The organism is Bradyrhizobium sp. CCGUVB23 (assembly GCF_024199885.1).
Taxonomy (GTDB): domain Bacteria; phylum Pseudomonadota; class Alphaproteobacteria; order Rhizobiales; family Xanthobacteraceae; genus Bradyrhizobium.
The window spans coordinates 3505750-3523343 of record NZ_JANADQ010000001.1 but is presented as its reverse complement, the minus strand read 5'-3'; the positions used below and the strand labels follow the sequence as shown (position 1 = coordinate 3523343).

13 protein-coding genes and 1 tRNA gene are annotated in these 17594 nt (G+C 62.7%); 6 read left to right on the top strand and 8 right to left on the bottom strand.

Translation table 11 applies throughout. The features are described 5' to 3' along the window. Positions 1–63: 63 nt before the first annotated feature. Positions 64–1422 (bottom strand): hybrid sensor histidine kinase/response regulator, encoded by a 1359-nt coding sequence (locus NLN62_RS16075; RefSeq protein WP_254109364.1) that lies wholly within the window; start codon positions 1420–1422, stop codon positions 64–66. Next, on the bottom strand, positions 1419–2585 hold the full coding sequence (locus tag NLN62_RS16070; RefSeq protein ID WP_027526342.1) for an FIST N-terminal domain-containing protein: 1167 nt from the start codon (positions 2583–2585) through the stop codon (positions 1419–1421). The genes NLN62_RS16075 and NLN62_RS16070 overlap by 4 nt, the downstream gene beginning before the upstream one ends. Before the next feature lie 260 nt (positions 2586–2845). Between NLN62_RS16070 and NLN62_RS16065 the strand changes: the two genes are divergently transcribed. Both NLN62_RS16065 and NLN62_RS16060 read left to right on the top strand, forming a co-directional pair. Next, entirely contained in the window at positions 2846–4885 is a 2040-nt protein-coding gene (locus tag NLN62_RS16065) for a methyl-accepting chemotaxis protein (protein ID WP_254109363.1), read from the top strand. A gap of 438 nt (positions 4886–5323) precedes the next feature. Further along, positions 5324–7327, top strand: coding sequence for a methyl-accepting chemotaxis protein (locus tag NLN62_RS16060; RefSeq protein ID WP_254113523.1), 2004 nt, complete (start codon positions 5324–5326; stop codon positions 7325–7327). 242 nt (positions 7328–7569) lie between these two features. Here the strand turns inward: NLN62_RS16060 and NLN62_RS16055 are convergent, their stop codons facing one another. Further along, on the bottom strand, positions 7570–7971 hold the full coding sequence (locus tag NLN62_RS16055) for a DUF3175 domain-containing protein (RefSeq protein WP_051390281.1): 402 nt from the start codon (positions 7969–7971) through the stop codon (positions 7570–7572). Positions 7972–8099: 128 nt separating this feature from the next. Here NLN62_RS16055 and NLN62_RS16050 point away from each other — a divergent pair, with 128 nt between their 5' ends. The 3 genes from NLN62_RS16050 (at position 8100) to NLN62_RS16040 (ending at position 12094) form a co-directional block, all read left to right on the top strand. Next, a complete protein-coding gene (locus tag NLN62_RS16050) occupies positions 8100–9578 on the top strand; it encodes an MFS transporter (protein ID WP_254109362.1) in 1479 nt (492 codons plus the stop codon). A gap of 3 nt (positions 9579–9581) precedes the next feature. Then, entirely contained in the window at positions 9582–10391 is an 810-nt protein-coding gene (gene otsB / locus NLN62_RS16045) for a trehalose-phosphatase (RefSeq protein WP_254109361.1), read from the top strand. 239 nt (positions 10392–10630) lie between these two features. Beyond that, positions 10631–12094 carry a trehalose-6-phosphate synthase gene (locus tag NLN62_RS16040; RefSeq protein ID WP_254109360.1) on the top strand — a complete coding sequence of 488 codons (1464 nt, stop codon included), beginning with the start codon at positions 10631–10633 and terminating at the stop codon, positions 12092–12094. Positions 12095–12274: 180 nt separating this feature from the next. Here the strand turns inward: NLN62_RS16040 and NLN62_RS16035 are convergent, their stop codons facing one another. Beyond that, the gene (locus tag NLN62_RS16035; RefSeq protein ID WP_027528042.1) at positions 12275–12613 is read right to left on the bottom strand and encodes a hypothetical protein; all 339 of its coding nucleotides are present in this window, start codon (positions 12611–12613) and stop codon (positions 12275–12277) included. A 199-nt stretch (positions 12614–12812) separates the two neighbouring features. Between NLN62_RS16035 and NLN62_RS16030 the strand changes: the two genes are divergently transcribed. Continuing rightward, positions 12813–12902: transfer RNA gene (locus NLN62_RS16030), tRNA-Ser, on the top strand. A 232-nt stretch (positions 12903–13134) separates the two neighbouring features. On the opposite strand, the gene NLN62_RS16025 is transcribed toward NLN62_RS16030, so the two are convergent. The 4 genes from NLN62_RS16025 to NLN62_RS16005 all read right to left on the bottom strand — a co-directional run bounded on the left by NLN62_RS16025 (position 13135) and on the right by NLN62_RS16005 (position 16936). Then, positions 13135–14178, bottom strand: a complete 1044-nt coding sequence (locus NLN62_RS16025; protein ID WP_371932990.1) for a class I SAM-dependent methyltransferase — start codon at positions 14176–14178, stop codon at positions 13135–13137. Between the two features lie 394 nt (positions 14179–14572). Further along, positions 14573–15598 carry a UDP-3-O-(3-hydroxymyristoyl)glucosamine N-acyltransferase gene (gene lpxD, locus NLN62_RS16020; RefSeq protein ID WP_027527012.1) on the bottom strand — a complete coding sequence of 342 codons (1026 nt, stop codon included), beginning with the start codon at positions 15596–15598 and terminating at the stop codon, positions 14573–14575. Between the two features lie 249 nt (positions 15599–15847). After that, positions 15848–16114 carry a hypothetical protein gene (locus tag NLN62_RS16015; protein WP_156944738.1) on the bottom strand — a complete coding sequence of 89 codons (267 nt, stop codon included), beginning with the start codon at positions 16112–16114 and terminating at the stop codon, positions 15848–15850. Between the two features lie 531 nt (positions 16115–16645). Further along, positions 16646–16936, bottom strand: coding sequence for a hypothetical protein (locus tag NLN62_RS16005; RefSeq protein ID WP_245288229.1), 291 nt, complete (start codon positions 16934–16936; stop codon positions 16646–16648). Positions 16937–17594 lie beyond the last annotated feature (658 nt).

The window sequence follows — 17594 nt, the reverse complement described above, 5'->3', positions numbered from 1 at the left end:
CTTTGCATGGGGTTATTTTGCGGATTTTGTGACGGCCGGTCGATGACCCCGATCCATCCCGCCTCAAGTCAACAGGAACGACAGCAGCGCGCGCATCTCGGCGGGCTTGATCGGCTTCTTCAGCACCTCGAGCCCGTGGAGGCTGGCTTCCTTCGCGGCCTTTTCGGAGTAGTCGGCCGTGATGATCATGGCCGGCACGTCCAGCTGCAAATGCCGGCGGATGTCGGCGACGGCCGACAGGCCGCTCTCGCCGTGGTCGAGATGGAGATCGGCGATCACGGCATCGGGGGCGCCGCCGAGCTCGCTGAGGCGCAGCAATGCGTCTGTGGCCGATCGCGTGGTCGCGACGTCGCAGCCCCAGCCTTCCAGCAGGGCGGCCATGGCCTCGGAGCCGTTCGGATCGTTCTCGATCAACAGGATCTTGGCGCCTTCGAGCCCGCCATAGTGCCGCTCGGCCAGCTTGACCTCGTGCACCTCGTCGCTGACTTCAGTGAGGTCGGCTGGCTCCAGCTCGAGGGCAAAGGTCGATCCCCGACCGACCTGCGATGACAACCGCACCTCGTGTCCGAGCACCGTTGCGAAACGGCGAACGATGGAGAGGCCGAGCCCGAAACCGGCCTGGTCGGTGGCGCTCGCTTCCCCACGCTGGAATTCGCGGAAGATCGCTTCCTGCTGCGCCTGCGCAATTCCCGGCCCGGTGTCGGAGACCTGAACGCAGATGCGCTCCCCCCTCGGCCGGCATCCCATGACGACGCCGCCGCTGCGGGTATAGCGAATCGCATTGGCAAGCAGGTTTTGCAGGATCCGCCGCAGCATCATCGCATCCGACGTCACCGCAAGCTGTGAGGTGCGGATGCGCAAGGAAAGACCTTGCCGCGCGGCGATCGGCTCGAACTCGTTGCGGAGCTGCTCGAACAACGGCGCCAGCGCGACCGCGCGCACGTCGGGCCTGAGCGCGCCGGCGTCGAGCTTTGCGATCTCCAGCAGCGAGCGCAGCAGGTCCTCCAGCGTCACCAGCGAGCGGTCGACCTGATCGATGAGCTGGCCCGCCTCCTGCGATTCCATCATCTCGGTCAACGCCGACAGCGTCAGGCGCGCCGCGTTCAACGGCTGCAACAGGTCGTGGGTGACCGAGATCAGCACAGAGGATTTGAGCGAGCTCGCGGCCTCGGCCTGCTGCTTGGCGCGGTACAGCCCCTCATTGGCGCGCTCGATCGAATGCAGCGCCTCGCGCAACTGGTGCGTCCGGTCGCGAACCTGGTGATCTAGCGCAATGGCCGTCTCGAACAGCGAGAAGGCATTGAGCTGCTGATCCATCGAGCGCTCGACCCGGGACATCAGCGCGGCATTGATCTTCTTCAGCTTCGCAGCTTCCCGCTGAAGCTGCTCGACCGATTGAGGGTCCTGCCACGTCTCCGTCACGACGGGCGCCTTCCGATCGCGACGCCCGTGAAGGTCTGGTTCACATGCATCGAGCCGAACTGCTCGCCATAGGTGTGAAAGCCGACGACGCGGTTCTGCCGGTACAGCTCGGACATGTCGCGGGCGAGCTGATGCTGCTCGGCATCCAGCCGGCGCAACAGGCATTCGAAGCCGATGAAGAGCGACACGTCTCCGATCTCATCGCGAATTTCGGCAAAGGTCTCGCGCGTCGAGCCGACCAGGCTTCGCGACGTCGCAGCGGTCAGCACCATGCCCTCGTCGATGGCGCAGAAGAAATGCAAGGAGCCGTCCGGTTCGACGCGCTGGATCGATCGCGCGTAATAGGAGCCGCCGACGCGCACCAGTACGGGGTGGGACGCGAAGGAGAACGGGTCGAGTTTGGCGTCCATGATCCCGACCATGCGCGAATATTCCTTCGCCGCAGGCTCCGCGTTCAGCTCCCTGACCGTTCGATTTTCGATGTCGGCCTCGGTGACCACCATCTTCTGCGGCCGCGGCTCGAAATTGTCGCACTTGAAGACCCGGAACGGCAGCGACGTGTTCAGGAGTATCAGGAGGGCGGCATTGGTGTGGGCCCTGCCGTCGAAGAACACCCAGGTCTTCTCGAAGCGCATCCCGTCGCCCGCCGATCCTCCGACGACCGGGATGTCGTCGAGTGAAGCATAGATGGCGGACATCACCGCTTCCTCGCGGCGGCACAGGCCGTCGATCAAGACCAGGCCGAAGGGATTTCCACGGTCGACCTGCGGGGTGACCCGCAGCAGCTCGTGCCGGAGCTCGCCGCCGATCCTGCGGCCGTCCTCGACGCGGAAGCTGTCGAGATTGAGAATGGGCCGGATTACTGCCGAGAAGTCGGCGCGGCTGAACGCCAGCGCCACGACGCTGTTCTCGTCCCAGCCATCCGGGGCGAGCTCGCCAGCGGTCGTACAACCGCAGACCTGGGTGTCATCGAAGTGCCGGGTGATCTCGGTGATGAAGTGATGGGGGTCGTAAGCAGGGGAGAGGAAGACCAGGATCAGCGCCATCTCGTCGGATGGGAGCTGGGCCGCGAGCTCGGCCACGGCTTCATCGACGCTCGCAGCCTTCGATTTGGCAACGGCCACGCCGGACGCTCCGCCAAACCGAAAATCGGTTTGCCCCACTCCGTCTCTCCCCTCGAGGACTGGCTCGGTCTACGCCAAGAGCCTGATAAGTGCCCGACAAGTGCCCCAAGAGTAAGGCGTTTTCCGGTTAGCCGCAACACGGCGCCCGGACGGCCTTGGACAGGAACTTTCTCCACGCAGGATGCAGGCCGGACGAATTTACCGCCCCTTGACGTTTCTGCCTTAATTTTCCGCATCGGTTCGGGAGGGGCTGCTTCCGGGCCGCATGAATGTTGCAAGAACATAAGTTGGGGGTTGGAATGGCCGGGCGTACCGCGTCGAAGTCGAAGCGCACATTTTTTCCGACCCTGAAGTTCCGCGCCAAGATCATTCTCGGCTTTGCCGCCGTGCTCGTCATCTCGGCCGTCAGCATGGCCTTCGCCTATTTCGGCTTTGAGCGGGTCTCGGCCGGCGTCGGCTCCTACCGTACCAGCGTTTCCGAGGCTGACCTCGCCCGCAACATCGATCGCGAGCTGCTGGCCTATCGTTCGGCCGCCCGCTACTTCGTCGTCACCGGAAAGGAAGATGACGCCAAGGTAGCGCTGGAGGCCGAAGCCGGCCTGAAGAAGGCCGTCGATCAGGCCATCAAGAGCGCCAAGAGGCCGGCGCGGCTGGAAAGCCTCGGCAAGCTCGCCAAGGAGTTTTCGAACTTCTCCGCGACCTTTGCCAAGATCCTGCAAGCCAAGCGCGACAGCGCGCTTCTGGTTGAGAACCAGCTTCAGCGCAACGCCAACCTCCTCAAGTACAAGCTCGACGACATCGGCAACAACGCCTCCGATTCCGAGGCGCAGGCGATCGAATTCGGCACCAAGCAAGTCAATGCCCAGTTCCAGACCGCAAGCGCGGCGGCGACCAACTTCGTCCTCAATTCCGACCAGGCGCTTGCCGCAAACGCGCTGGCGCGGCTGAAATTCGTCGAGAATTCGCTCAACGCGGTCTATTCGATGGACGACAAGATCGTCGCCGGCTTGAAGGACGCCAAGGGCCTGCTTGCGGCCTATCGCGAAGCGCTGGAGAAGCTCGTCGCCAATGCCAGGATGATCGACGACCTCGTCACCGAGATGAGCGGCTCGGCGGGCGCCATCATGCAGGGCGCCACGGCGATGAAGGCTGATCTCGTGTCCGAGCAGCAGCGGCTGGAAACAGAATCCGAGGCCAGCATCGACCAGACCGAACATCTGATCCTGATGCTGGCTGCCGGCGGCACGCTGCTCGGCGCCATCCTCGCCTTCCTGCTCGGCACCGGCATCTCGCGGCCGATGATCGCGATGTGCAAGGCGATGCGGGAGCTCGCCTCGGGCAATTTCGAGGTCGTGCTGCCGGGGCTCGGCCGCAAGGACGAGATCGGCGAGATGGCCGGCGCGGTCGAAGAGTTCAAGATGCAGGCAGTCGCGAAAGCCGAGCGCGATGCGGCGGCGAGCGAAGCCCAGAGCAAGGAGACGGCCGCAGCGCGCCGCTCCGAGCTGATCCGCTTTGCCGATGATTTCGAGACCGCGGTCGGCGCCATCGTTTCGAACGTGTCGGCTTCAGCCGTGCAGCTCGAATCGGCAGCCTCCACGCTGACCCGCACCGCGGAGACGACGCAGACGCTGTCGAGCCAGGTTGCCGGCGTCTCAGAGCAGGCCTCCTCCAACATGCAGTCGGTCGCAACCGCGACCGAAGAGCTCTCGGCCTCCGTCGAGGAGATCGGCCGCCAGGTCCGCGATTCCAGTCGCATCGCGGAGGCCGCCGTCGTGCAGGCCAAGGAGACCGACGGCCGGATCGGCAAACTCTCGCATGCCGCGCAGCAGATCGGTGAGGTCGTCAAGCTGATCACGGCGATCGCGGAACAGACCAATCTTTTGGCCTTGAATGCCACGATTGAAGCGGCCCGCGCCGGCGAAGCCGGCCGCGGCTTTGCGGTGGTCGCCAGCGAGGTGAAGTCGCTGGCAAGCCAGACCGCGAAGGCGACCGACGAGATTTCCTCGCACATCACGGGCATGCAGGGCGCCACGGCCGAGTCGGTTGCCGCGATCAAGGAGATCGGCGCCACCATCGGCCAGATCTCGACCATCGCAACGTCGATCGCCAGCGCGGTGGAAGAGCAGGGCGCCGCGACGCAGGAGATCGCCCGCAGCGTCCAGAACGTCGCGCAGGGCACGCAGACAGCGGCCACCGACATCGGCCAGGTCAACCGCGGCGCCGCCGAGACCGGCTCGGCCTCGGAAGAAGTGCTGCACTCGGCCAAGACGCTCTCCAGCGAAAGCACTCGCCTGCGCGCCGAGCTCGACCGCTTCATGGCGAACATAAGGGCGGCGTGAGTATTCGCCGCGCTTTAGGCATTGCGTCGTCGCCCACACTCGGCTGCCGTCCCCGCGAAGGCGGGGACCCATAGCCACAGGGAGTGGTTGCGGCGCGAACTGGTAACCACGTGTCTTCGCCAAACCCCGTCCTGGGGCTCTCGCGACGAGCGCGGTGCGCTCGCGCGGGGGTCCCGGGCTCGCGCTCTGCGCGCCCCCGGGGACGACAGTTGAGGATGCCTTTCGAGCATCGGCCTGCCACCGCCCGCACCGCCGCAAATTTACCGCGGCTTATCCTTTCCGCCGTATTTTCCCTGGGAGTCAGGGAGCGGGCTGCTCCTGGATTGCGGCTGGCTGGCCGCAGGTGAAATGGGGTGGGGCATGTCCGTCAAGTCCAAGGAAACTTCGAAGGAAACCTTGAAGGAAACGTCGAAGCAAGCAACGAAGGTAAAGCGAGCGATGCGTCCGACGTTGCGCTTCCGAGCAAAGATCATCCTCGGCTTTGCCGCGGTGCTGGTCATCCTGGCTGCCAGCATGGCCTTCGCCTATCTCGGCTTCGAGCGGGTCGCGGGCGCCGTGACGTCCTACCGGACCAGCGTGTCGGAAGCGGACCTTGCCCGGGGCGTCGATCGCGACCTGATCTCCTACCAGGCGCTGGCGCGGGCCTACACGCTGACCGGCGCGGCTGACGATGAGACCGCGGCCAAGGCCGCCGAGGAGAACCTCAAGTCGGCGATCGCGAAATCGATGGCCGCCACCACGGCGCCGGCGCGGCGCGAGCAGATCGGCAAGCTGCAACAGGAATTCCAGGCCTTCGCAAAAGTCTTCGCCGACATCGTCACGCTGACGCGCGAGAACACCAGGATCGCAGGCGAAGAGCTCAATGCCGTCGGCAACAAGATCCGTTTCAAGTTCGACGACCTCGCCGACACTGCGGCGCTGGCGGGGCTGCCGTCGGTGCAGACCACGGCCAAGGACATCACCTCGCAATATCTCGCCGTCTCCACCTCGGTCAGCGCCTTCGTCGCCAAGCCCGAGACGAAGGCGGCCGACGGTATCACGGCGCGCATCAAGTTCCTGGAGACCCTTTTGGTCTCGATCTATGCCAGCGAGCAGAAGATCACCGACCGCGTCACCGAGATCGGCAATCTCCTGAAGCAGTACCGCGCCTCCTTCGCAAAACTGTCCGACAACGTGAAGGCGGTTGCCAAGCTGAACGGCGAGATGACGAAGTCGGCCAGTGCCATCCTGAAACTCTCGAATGAACTGAGGTCGGACCTGACGGCTGATCAGCAGCGCATCGAGGCCAGCGCCAATGCAGCGATCGGCGAGACCGAGCGGCTCATCCTGATGCTGGCGCTGGGAGGCCTCGCGATCGGTGCCGTGCTCGCGCTGATGCTGGGCAACGGCATCTCGCGGCCGATGATCGCGATGTGCAAGGCGATGCGGGAGCTCGCCTCGGGCAATTTCGAGGTCGTGCTGCCGGGGCTCGGCCGCAAGGACGAGATCGGCGAGATGGCCGGCGCGGTCGAAGAGTTCAAGATGCAGGCAGTCGCGAAAGCCGAGCGCGATGCGGCGGCGAGCGAAGCCCAGAGCAAGGAGACGGCCGCAGCGCGCCGCTCCGAGCTGATCCGCTTTGCCGATGATTTCGAGACCGCGGTCGGCGCCATCGTTTCGAACGTGTCGGCTTCAGCCGTGCAGCTCGAATCGGCAGCCTCCACGCTGACCCGCACCGCGGAGACGACGCAGACGCTGTCGAGCCAGGTTGCCGGCGTCTCAGAGCAGGCCTCCTCCAACATGCAGTCGGTCGCAACCGCGACCGAAGAGCTCTCGGCCTCCGTCGAGGAGATCGGCCGCCAGGTCCGCGATTCCAGTCGCATCGCGGAGGCCGCCGTCGTGCAGGCCAAGGAGACCGACGGCCGGATCGGCAAACTCTCGCATGCCGCGCAGCAGATCGGTGAGGTCGTCAAGCTGATCACGGCGATCGCGGAACAGACCAATCTTTTGGCCTTGAATGCCACGATTGAAGCGGCCCGCGCCGGCGAAGCCGGCCGCGGCTTTGCGGTGGTCGCCAGCGAGGTGAAGTCGCTGGCAAGCCAGACCGCGAAGGCGACCGACGAGATTTCCTCGCACATCACGGGCATGCAGGGCGCCACGGCCGAGTCGGTTGCCGCGATCAAGGAGATCGGCGCCACCATCGGCCAGATCTCGACCATCGCAACGTCGATCGCCAGCGCGGTGGAAGAGCAGGGCGCCGCGACGCAGGAGATCGCCCGCAGCGTCCAGAACGTCGCGCAGGGCACGCAGACAGCGGCCACCGACATCGGCCAGGTCAACCGCGGCGCCGCCGAAACCGGCTCGGCCTCGGAAGAGGTGCTGCACTCGGCCAAGACGCTCTCCAGCGAAAGCACTCGCCTGCGCGCCGAGCTCGACCGCTTCATGGCGAACATAAGGGCGGCGTGAGGTCAAACGAGTTTGTTGGACACAACGACCGCGCTACCCACTCCGCCGTCATCCGGCGAAGGCCGGGATCCATGACCCCAGGGAGTGGTTGTGGTGCGAGCTGGTAACTCCGAGTCTTCGCCAAACCCAATCCTGTAGCTCTCGCGACGAGCGCGGTGCGCTCGCGCGGGGATCCCGGATCTGCGCTCCGCTTCGCTGCGCTTGTCCGGGATGACGAGCTGAGTGAAATTCGCTACCTGAATTCACTCCCTCCCGAACGCCCGTTTCAACTCGACCTTCGCGCGCTCGAGCCGCGTGCGCTGTGTCTTCGGCAAGGTCTTGCCGGCGCGGTTGATGTAGAAGGTCAGCATCGACAGCGCCGAGCGATAGGCGCCGGACTTGCGGCGTCTGGAGTGCTCGGCCGAGCGCTTCAGGGACGCGGCGATCTTCTTCGCGCTTGTCTGCTTGAACACGCCGCGCTTGAGATCGAGCGCGTCGCTCTCCTTCGTCACCCGCTGCGACCAGCGCTTGGGCGCTGCGCGTTTCGATGTCGTTTTCGACGTCTTGCGCGAGGCGGGATGGCGCCGTGCGCGGCTTGATGTGCGATGCGTCGCCTTGCGCTTTGCGGTTTTGCGCGAATGTGTCGACTTTCTGACCTGAGCCATGCGTTAACTCCTTGCAGCTCCTCTGAAAACTGCTGCGCTGTGAAGCGGTTCCTGATGGAACCTGACTTCGCCGCAAACGTTGTCGATGGTCGCGGACTGAATCAGGCCGCACCTCCAGCAATAGCGCGATGGACTTGCAGCAAACCCCAGCGCTGAATTTTGATTCTGCGGCCTCGGCGACGGCGCATGATCGCATCGTCGAGACCAGCATCCCCTCGCGCCTCGACGCGCTGCCCTGGAGCGGCTTTCACACCCGTGTCGTGCTGGCGCTCGGCATAACCTGGATTCTCGACGGGCTGGAGGTGACGCTGGCCGGCGCGCTCTCCGGCGCCTTGAAGCAAAGCACAACGCTGCACTTCTCCAATCTCGATCTCGGCTTCGCCAACTCCGCCTATCTTGCCGGCGCGGTGCTGGGCGCGCTCGGCTTCGGCTGGCTGACCGATCGCATCGGGCGCAAGAAACTGTTTTTCATCACGCTGGCGGTCTATCTGTCCGCGACCGCAGCGACCGCGCTGTCGTGGAACATCGCGAGCTACGCGCTGTTTCGTTTCCTCACTGGCGCCGGCATTGGCGGCGAATACACCGCGATAAACTCGACCATCCAGGAATTGGTGCCGGCGCGCTATCGCGGCTGGACCGATCTCGTCATCAACGGCAGCTTCTGGATCGGCGCCGCCATGGGCGCGGTGAGCGCCATCATCCTGCTCGATCCCGCCGTGATCGGTCCCGATCTCGGCTGGCGCCTCGCTTACCTGATCGGTGCGACGATCGGTCTGGTCGTGCTGTTCATGCGGATGTGGATCCCGGAGAGCCCGCGCTGGCTGATGATCCACGGCCGCCCCGATGAAGCCCACGCGATCGTCGACGACATCGAGCGCTCCGTGATCGGCCACCAGCAGGGCGGGACCGCTTTCGCGAAGATCCGCCTCAAGATGCGCCACCATACGCCGCTCGGCGAGGTCGTGCACACGCTGTTCACGGTCTATCGCCAGCGCGCGCTGGTGGGACTGGTGCTGATGAGCGCACAGGCCTTCTTCTACAACGCGATCTTCTTCACCTTCGCGCTGGTCCTGACCGATTTCTACGGCATCAGCGCCGATGGCGTCGGCTGGTACATTTTGCCGTTCGCCGCCGGCAATTTTCTGGGCCCGCTGTTGCTCGGCCGCTTCTTCGATACGCTCGGCCGCCGCACGATGATCGTGCTGACCTATGGCTTGTCAGGCCTGTTGCTTGCAATCTCGGGCTATCTGTTCGCGATCGGCGCGCTGAGCGCGCGGGGACAGACGATCGCCTGGATGGTGATCTTCTTCTTTGCGTCGCCGGCCGCGAGCGCCGCCTATCTCACTGTCAGCGAAACCTTTCCGCTGGAGGTGCGCGCGCTTGCGATCGCGGTGTTCTATGCGATCGGCACCGGCATTGGCGGCGTCGTGGGTCCTGCGTTGTTCGGCGCGCTGATCGACACCGGGTCCCGCACCAGCGTATTCGCAGGCTATCTTTTGGGGTCGGCACTGATGATCGCGGCCGCAATCGTGGCGGGGCGCTACGCCGTCGCCGCGGAACGTAAATCGCTCGAACAAATCGCGCGGCCGCTTGCCTTTATGGAGTAGGCTATGACTTCGGAAGTGATGGACATACGAACCATGGACGATGACGAGACGCCGGAGACGGTGCCGGTGCCGCACGCCCTGGTGCCGCATCTCAGCGAGACGGCGATACTGCTCGACATCGATGGCACGCTGCTCGAATTGATGCCGACGCCGCGCGAGGTCTGGGTGCCGCCCGGCCTCTCGAAGACGCTCAATGGCCTTGTCGAGCGGACCTCCGGCGCGCTCGCGCTCGTCAGCGGACGCTCGCTCAACGACATCGATCTGATTTTCGCGCCGGATCAATTCCCCGCCGTCGGCGGCCATGGCGCCGAAATGCGGCTGGAGCTGGACAGCGAGGCGGTGGCAAGCCACGCTCCCCCGATGGACAAGGAGTTGAAGCGACGGCTCGCCGCAATCGCAAAGCTCTCGCCCGGCATTCTGCTCGAGGACAAGGGGTATTCGCTCGCGCTGCATTATCGTCTCGCTCCGCATGCGGAGAAGGCGATCTATGCGGCGGTGTCGCTGATCCGCGCCGACCTGCCCAATGCACCGATCGAGGTTTTGCCAGGCAAGTTCGTTTGCGAGATCAAGCATTCCGGCTTCACCAAGGCGAGCGGCGTGCGTGAATTGATGACGCATGAGCCGTTCAGGGGCCGCCGTCCGCTGTTCATCGGCGACGATGTTACCGATGAAACGGTATTCGCGATCATGCCCGATATGAACGGGCTCGCATTCTCGGTGGGGCGTCGCGCGCGTGGCGTGAATGGTCACTTCGACTCACCCAGTGATGTGCGCGAGTTCCTCGCGCATCTGCTCGACGGCGATACAAGGTAAAAGCAAGGCAGCGCCACGCCAGAGCCATAAAGGCCTCGGAACCGCGTTGCGCACGCGCGATTTTTGCTGCGGTAAGGGAACGCAGAAAACTGTCTTTGCGTCGGATTTTCGTTTCGAAGGACAAAAGATAGTTCCGATGCGCGCGCCTGATTTTGGTTTCAATTGGTTGAAACCATGAACAGGAACCATATTGATGAACGCCAGTTAAACGAGGCGGAATAACAGGAGGGGACGACCCTGTGAATCTCGTCGTCGTATCGAATCGCGTCGCGCGCGGTAAAGCCAACGAACCCATGACGGGCGGCCTCGCTGCCGCTCTGCTTCCCGTGGTGGAACATTCGGGAGCGATCTGGGTGGGTTCCTCAGGCCGGGTGCGCGATGGTCATCAGAAGGAACCCTTCGCCGAGGTCGAGGCGCTCGGCACCGGTGCGCTGGCGACGCTGGATCTGCCGGCGGCGCATTACGGCGGCTATTACGAGGGCTTTGCCAATTCGGCGTTGTGGCCGGCGCTGCATTCGCGCAGCGATCTCATTCGCGTCTCGCAAGGCGACTATCTCAGCTATCGCGAGGTCAACGCCTTCATGGCGCGTGCGCTGCTGCGTTTCCGCAAAGAGCGCACCGCATTCTGGGTGCAGGATTATCATTTCCTCGCGCTCGGAGCGGAGCTGCGCGAGCTCGGCGTCGAGGATCCCGTCGGCTTCTTCCTGCACACGCCGTGGCCGGTGCCCGCGGTGATGCAGGGCGTGCCGCATCATCGCGAGCTGATCGAGGCGATGCTCGCCTATGATCTCATCGGCTTCCAGACCGGGGAGGATTGCCGGAATTTTCTCACCTATGTCGGTCACGAACTCGGACTGACGGTCGACGACGGCATCGTCAGCTCCAAGCATGGCCGCACGCGGTGCCAGGTGTTTCCGATCGGCATCGATGCAGAAAAATTCGCGCAATATGCCGCGAAGTCGATCTCGCATCCCGACGTGTCGCGGCTGCGCCGCAGCCTCAACGGCGAGAAGCTCGCCATCGGTGTCGACCGGCTCGACTATTCCAAGGGCCTGGTCAATCGCATCAGCGCGTTCGATCGGCTGTGGACCGAGCAGCCGCAATTTTCGCGCAGCATCTCGCTGCTTCAGATCGCAAACCCCTCGCGCGGTGGCATCGAGGCGTATGGCAATCTCCAGAACGAGGTCGCGCGTCTCGTGACCGACGTCAACGGCCGCCATGGCGAGGTCGACTGGACACCGATCCGCTATCTCAACAAGGGGTTTAGCCAGGCGGTGCTCGCGGGCCTCTATCGCACCGCGCAGGTCGGCGTGGTGACGCCGCTGCATGACGGCATGAACCTGGTTGCCAAGGAATATGTCGCCGCGCAAAATCCGGCCGATCCCGGCGTGCTGGTGCTGTCGAAATTCGCAGGCGCCGCCAACGAGCTCGACGCCGCGCTGCTGGTCAATCCGCACGACATCGACGGCATGGCGCGCGCGATCTCGATCGCGGCCTCGATGCCGCTCACCGAGCGCAAGATGCGCTGGGAGGCGATGATGAAGAAGCTGCGCGGGCACACTATCCAGCAATGGTCCGCCGACTTCGTCGCGGAGCTGGAGCGGAGCCGGACCGAGAAGTCAACTGTTGCGCCATTGACCGCCCAATCCCCGCAGGCGCTGCGCTGGCTGAGGTCGGCGATTTCAGGTGTGCGGTTGATGTAGCTAGCGCTCCAAGTTGTCTTGATATCAGCGCCGCGATCTCGATCACCCTCTCCCCTTGCGGGAGAGAGGGTGGCTTCGCGAAGCGAAGCCGGGTGAGGGGTCTCTCTCCGCGAATCCATTGTCGCTCGAGCTTGCGGATGCAACCCTCATCCGGCGCTTCGCGCCAAGGGAAGACGCACCTCAATAACAATACGACACGCCGTCCAGGATCGCACACTGCCGCTTGTTGGGCGCGTTGGGATCGTCCATCGGTACCATGCCTTTGCCCTGGCCGACGAACACGCCCTGGCCGACATGGACAGATGATTTGTTGCCGATGATCACGCTCGGATGCGGCGAGGCGCTTGAGCGCGTGCCGTCCGGCCAGATGATGGCATCGCCCGCTAGTACCCCGCGCCGGCCGTCATCGCAGGTGACGTCGACGCCCTGGCGCGTGCACATCTGTGCTAGCGCCGGGGCTGAGATCATCGAGAGAGCGGATAAAAAACCAAGGGCGGCGATGGCTCGGAAGCAGGTCATGGTGTCCCTTCTGATGTGTCTGAAGCAGGCTTCCGTGAATCGTCGCGCCGGAGCCCCCTCCGGTTCAGCCCCGGGGCCCTCAAGACGCGCCCAAGGGGCGCAAATATTCCTTTTAAATACAACATCTTAGGGATTTTTCAGTCGATCGGCTCACAGTCCCTTGCAAAATCAGCGGCGCCCCTTCAAGAGAAGGCGCTCCGGAGAGATGGCCGAGTGGCTTAAGGCGCACGCTTGGAAAGCGTGTGTGCGGGAAACCGTACCGTGGGTTCGAATCCCACTCTCTCCGCCATTGCTGTGCCGAGCGCAGGGCTGAAACCCGGTCCGCGTCCAGCGCAGCGCCAAATCGCTCGAATAATCTACGCGCCCACACTATCGCTTCTGAGAAGGAAGGTCGAGCGGTGGCAAAAATACGTTAAAGTAGTGCCGCCCAACGCTGCTGTGCCGAGCGACGCGACCGCGGACACGCCAGACACCCGAACAATCCTCGGACCTCTGCAGCCGAAACGTTGGGTCGCCGGCGCTCAACCAGTCGTTCTAGCCCAGGCCGCCCGCTCGGTGTCGGCTATAAAATCGCGCGTGATCGGCACCGCATCGCGTTTGATCGACAGCAGCAATTGAAACACCATGTGAGAGCCATGCAGGAATTCGAGTTCGACAGCGGCTAGGTAGAATTCCCACATTCGGCAGAACCGTTCGTCGTAGATTGCAGCAGCTTGGACTCTATTTTTGGCGAAGCGCTCGCGCCAGTGTTTGACGGTGTAGCGATAATGCAGCCGAAGCACTTCCATGTCGTCGCACCACAGACCGCAGCGCTCCGTGGCAGCGAAGGTCTCGGATAGTGCTGGCACGTAGGCGCCGGGAAAAATGTATTTGCGGATGAAAGGACCGGTGGTGCCGGGCTGCGACATCCGGCCGATGCAATGGACAAAGGCATAGCCATCAGGGGCCAGGAGTTCGCGGATTTTGAGGAAATACTCGTCAAAATGTCCGATGCCGACATGCTCCATCATGCCGACAGACACCACCCGGTCAAATTGGCCGTTTAGTTGACGATAGTCCAATTCGCGAAACACGACTCGGTCGGACACGCCGGCAGCCTCGGCATAAACACGTGCTGCCTTGATCTGCTCGGGTGAAACATTGACCGCCGTGACATGGGCGCCGGTCTCGCGCGCCAGATGGATGGCGAAGCCGCCCCAGCCGGAGCCGATCTCAGCGACAGTCATCCCGGGCTTCAATCGGAGTTTGCTGGTGGCGTGAATCAACTTGTTGCGCTGCGCCTGTTCGAGCGTCTCATGCTCGGGGTCTCGAAAATAAGCGCAGGAATATTGCATCTGATCGTCGAGGAACAGGCGATAAAGTTCGGTCGAGATGTCGTAGTGGTGGCGGGCGTGGATGGCCGCAAGCCCGATCGGATTGGCCTGATGCCAGCGGCGTAGACCACGCCACACCCGTCGCATCAGCTTCTGTGAGCCGTACGAATAAAGCCCGGCGCGGTTGACCGAGAAGAGAAGCAGAAAATCTTGGATTTCGTTACCGTCCTCCAGCGTCAGTTTGCCGTCCATATAGGCCTCGGCGGCGTATAGTTCCGGGTTGATGAACAGCTTGTAGTAAAGCTTGCGATCGTGAAGGCGGATGGCGACCTCGGGTCCGGGCAGGCATTCGCCGAAGACATGGACCGTCCCCTCGGCGTCACGGACCCGCAGAGTGCCCTGTCGTATGAAGCGTCGAAGCAGTTTGGACAACAAACGCACGTGGTAGCCTCCGTGGTCCCCGCAAGTCCATTCTGTAGTGTCCGCGAAACAGATGCACGGCGATCCGTTTAAACGGCTCTTGGGTGGTGCGTCTAAGTCTGGTCCGTTCGTCGCGGACACACCGGTACTGCGGCGTTACTAACTATGGAAGTCGCAAGGGATATTCGCCTGCATGTTTAAAGCCATGCGTGCAGTACAAGCATTCCTATCCCTTTATTCTTGCGATCTTTTTGAGGGTGGCAAGTTGTCGGAAGAAGTCCCGCTTTGGCTGCGCAGGGCTTCCAAGCACTTTCGCGCCTGGGGCCACATCCGACATTACGCCTGCTTGCGCTCCAATCTCTGCACCTTGACCGATCCGAACATGGCCAGTCATACCGGCTTGTCCCCCGACGCGGACAAAATCCTCAAGCACGGTGGAACCCGAAATGCCGACCTGAGCGACAATGACACAACATCGGCCGAGGACCACGTTGTGGCCGATCTGCACTAAGTTATCGAGACGAGATCCAGCGCCGATCACCGTGTCGCGCGATGATCCTCGATCAATCGTCGTATTGGCACCGACCTCAACATCGTCTTCCAGAATTACCCGGCCCAGCTGGGGGACCGAAAGAAATCCGTCTCTGGTGCAGGCGAATCCAAACCCTTCCTGCCCGATGCGGGCGCCGGAATAGACGTAGACGCGCGCCCCCAACATCGCGTGACTCAAGCTCACATGTGCGCCTATGCGACAATCTCGCCCGACGATCACGCCGCTTCCGATAACCGCGCAAGGACCGATCAGAGAGCGAGGTCCTATTTCTGCTCCGGCCTCAATCACAGACAATGGCCCGACCTCCGCTGACGGATCGACGAGAGCCTCCTCCGCCACGATTGCCGAACGGTGGATACCAGGAGAAACCGGCGGTACGGGATAGAACAGCGCAGCGACACGCGCCCAAGCAGCGTAAGGCTCGGCCGTTACGATCGCCACCGTTCCAGTAGGCACTCGCGCGGCCATTTCAGGATGCACGATCACAGCACCGGCCAGTGTCTGATTGAGCGCCGATGCATAACGTCGGTTATCCAGAAAGCTCACTTCATTGGGGCCAGCTGTTTGCAGGGGGGCCACGCCTTCGAACAGCAGATCGCGCTCGTCAGCAATTCCACGTGCCACTCCCGCAACGGCCGCCAGAGAATACGGCCCACTTCGGCGAAAGAACCTCGCGTTGCCCGTGGTTGCTTCGACCATATCCCGTTTCCCGCCAAGGCTATCTCTACGAGATGCAACCTGCGCAATCGCCGATCTACACCTCTCGCCGAAGTCGGCGATGGTAAGACCTATTCAAGCTACAATCACACCACTCGTCGCGGTGTCGCTGGACGACACGCGGGCACGCTTCCGTGCCCGCGACGTTCTCGAACGAATTCGTTGTTGCCAAAAGCGGCAACCACACGTTCAGCGATACGCGTCACCCACGGTATCGGTCCAGAAGGTGCGTCAGCGACACACATATGAACCATTCACCAATACGCGAACACATGCCGTACCGGCGGCTGCCGCACCGACCGCAGCGCCACCTACAACTGCTCGCCGCGTCTGTCTGCGCGCAACGCCAGCGACGCTCATCGGTGTTGCCGGTCGTCCCACTCTGGCTTCTGCGCTTTGAATGAGTGACAGGCCGTCTCTCGCGAACCAATTGATCTCACCAAATCCGCACGCCAGGGCGATCGCGACGAATGAAATCTGCATTGCAGTTCGCATCATGATAGGCCTCCTCTTGATCAGTGCCGATATCAGTGCCGATCTGTTGCCGATACTTCCCGATGGCGAACACATCATTTGATCCATATCAATGGATTAAGGTCATCTCCGACGCAGCCATTTTTCGGGTTTCTGGCACAAACTGCATAGAACAGCCGCAGGATTGCCAACAGTTCCCAAACGTTCGCTGTGTTCAAAGCAACTAGAGAGCGGCGCAGTTCTAGACCTCTCGCTCGAACCGCACTGTGATTGACTTGGATCAAAAATTAGGTCGAGACAGGCGCCCACAGTTCGGCGCTTCTCGGAGTTGGAGTGACGAGCTGGTGATGCGATGACGCCGACGTGGTATGTCACCTTTGAAATTCCCAGACGGGGCATCTTGCCTAAGCAGCGAAGCCCCCGCGAGACAAGGACCTTTACGACAGAAGCCGAAGCAAAAGCCTTCGCCCGATTAAAACTTGCAGAGGGCCAGTCATTATTCGCGGGTACGATCAATCCCCATTTGCCTAAGCAACTGATCCCATCATCTCGCATCTATGCGTGGCTCGCTGATGAGCAGACCGGTTCGGAACCGCCCCTCAATCGAGATAACGAGTAAAACTCAATCGTGCACGGGGACCCAGGTCTCTCAGATGATGAATGGCGACATGATCTCACCGGTCGCAGCAGCCTGCGGCCCAAAAAGGCACAGCCCGCGGCGGCACCCACCACGCCGTGACCGGCATAGCGGCCTGCGACGCCGCCAGCGATAGCGCCTTTAATGCAGCCCTTGGCATCGGCGCCGGCTGCGATAAGCCCAGGTATGATCCGGCTCAAGATGCCCATCTGCGTACCTCTGTGGCAGCCGCCCGGATCACATCGCATCCGCCAGTTCGCCGGACCCTTGATCCAAGTCAATGTCAGCACGTCGCGGGTCAACCATTTGCCCCTCTTGCGGGCAGGAAAGATCCACAGAGATTGGACATGACTAAAGAAATCCAATCGGGACTGATTTCGCGCCGAACGGTGTTTTCGCTGATGGCCGGAGCACTGGGCGCGATGCCGATCTTGGCGGTTTCCGATGCGGAAGCCCAGACCGCCGGAATGGAGCGCCGAGAAGAGCGGCGCGAGGGTCGCCAGAACCGACGTGAGGATCGTCGTGCTGGACGGCAGGAGCGACGTGACGAGCGGCGTGGCGTAACCACCGGCGCTAGCGGGGCTACCGGGGCCGCCGCCCCAAAGTAAACGTTGCAAACTCGCTCAGTGACTGCCGTGGTGAAAGCTTTGTGACGCGGCGCGTCAGGACTATTGTGGACGGCTGCTCCACGGGGCGATCTCGTCGCGCCAGGCAGCGCGTCAATGATGGACTACGCCGTACAGCCAGACCATCAGCGCCACCAAAATCGCAAACCATAGAAGAGAAAAACCGAACGCACGCTTGTTGAAGTTCATCTTTCGCTCCCGCGCGGCCCGGAACGTTCCTATGACCACCGCGCGCGCGGTT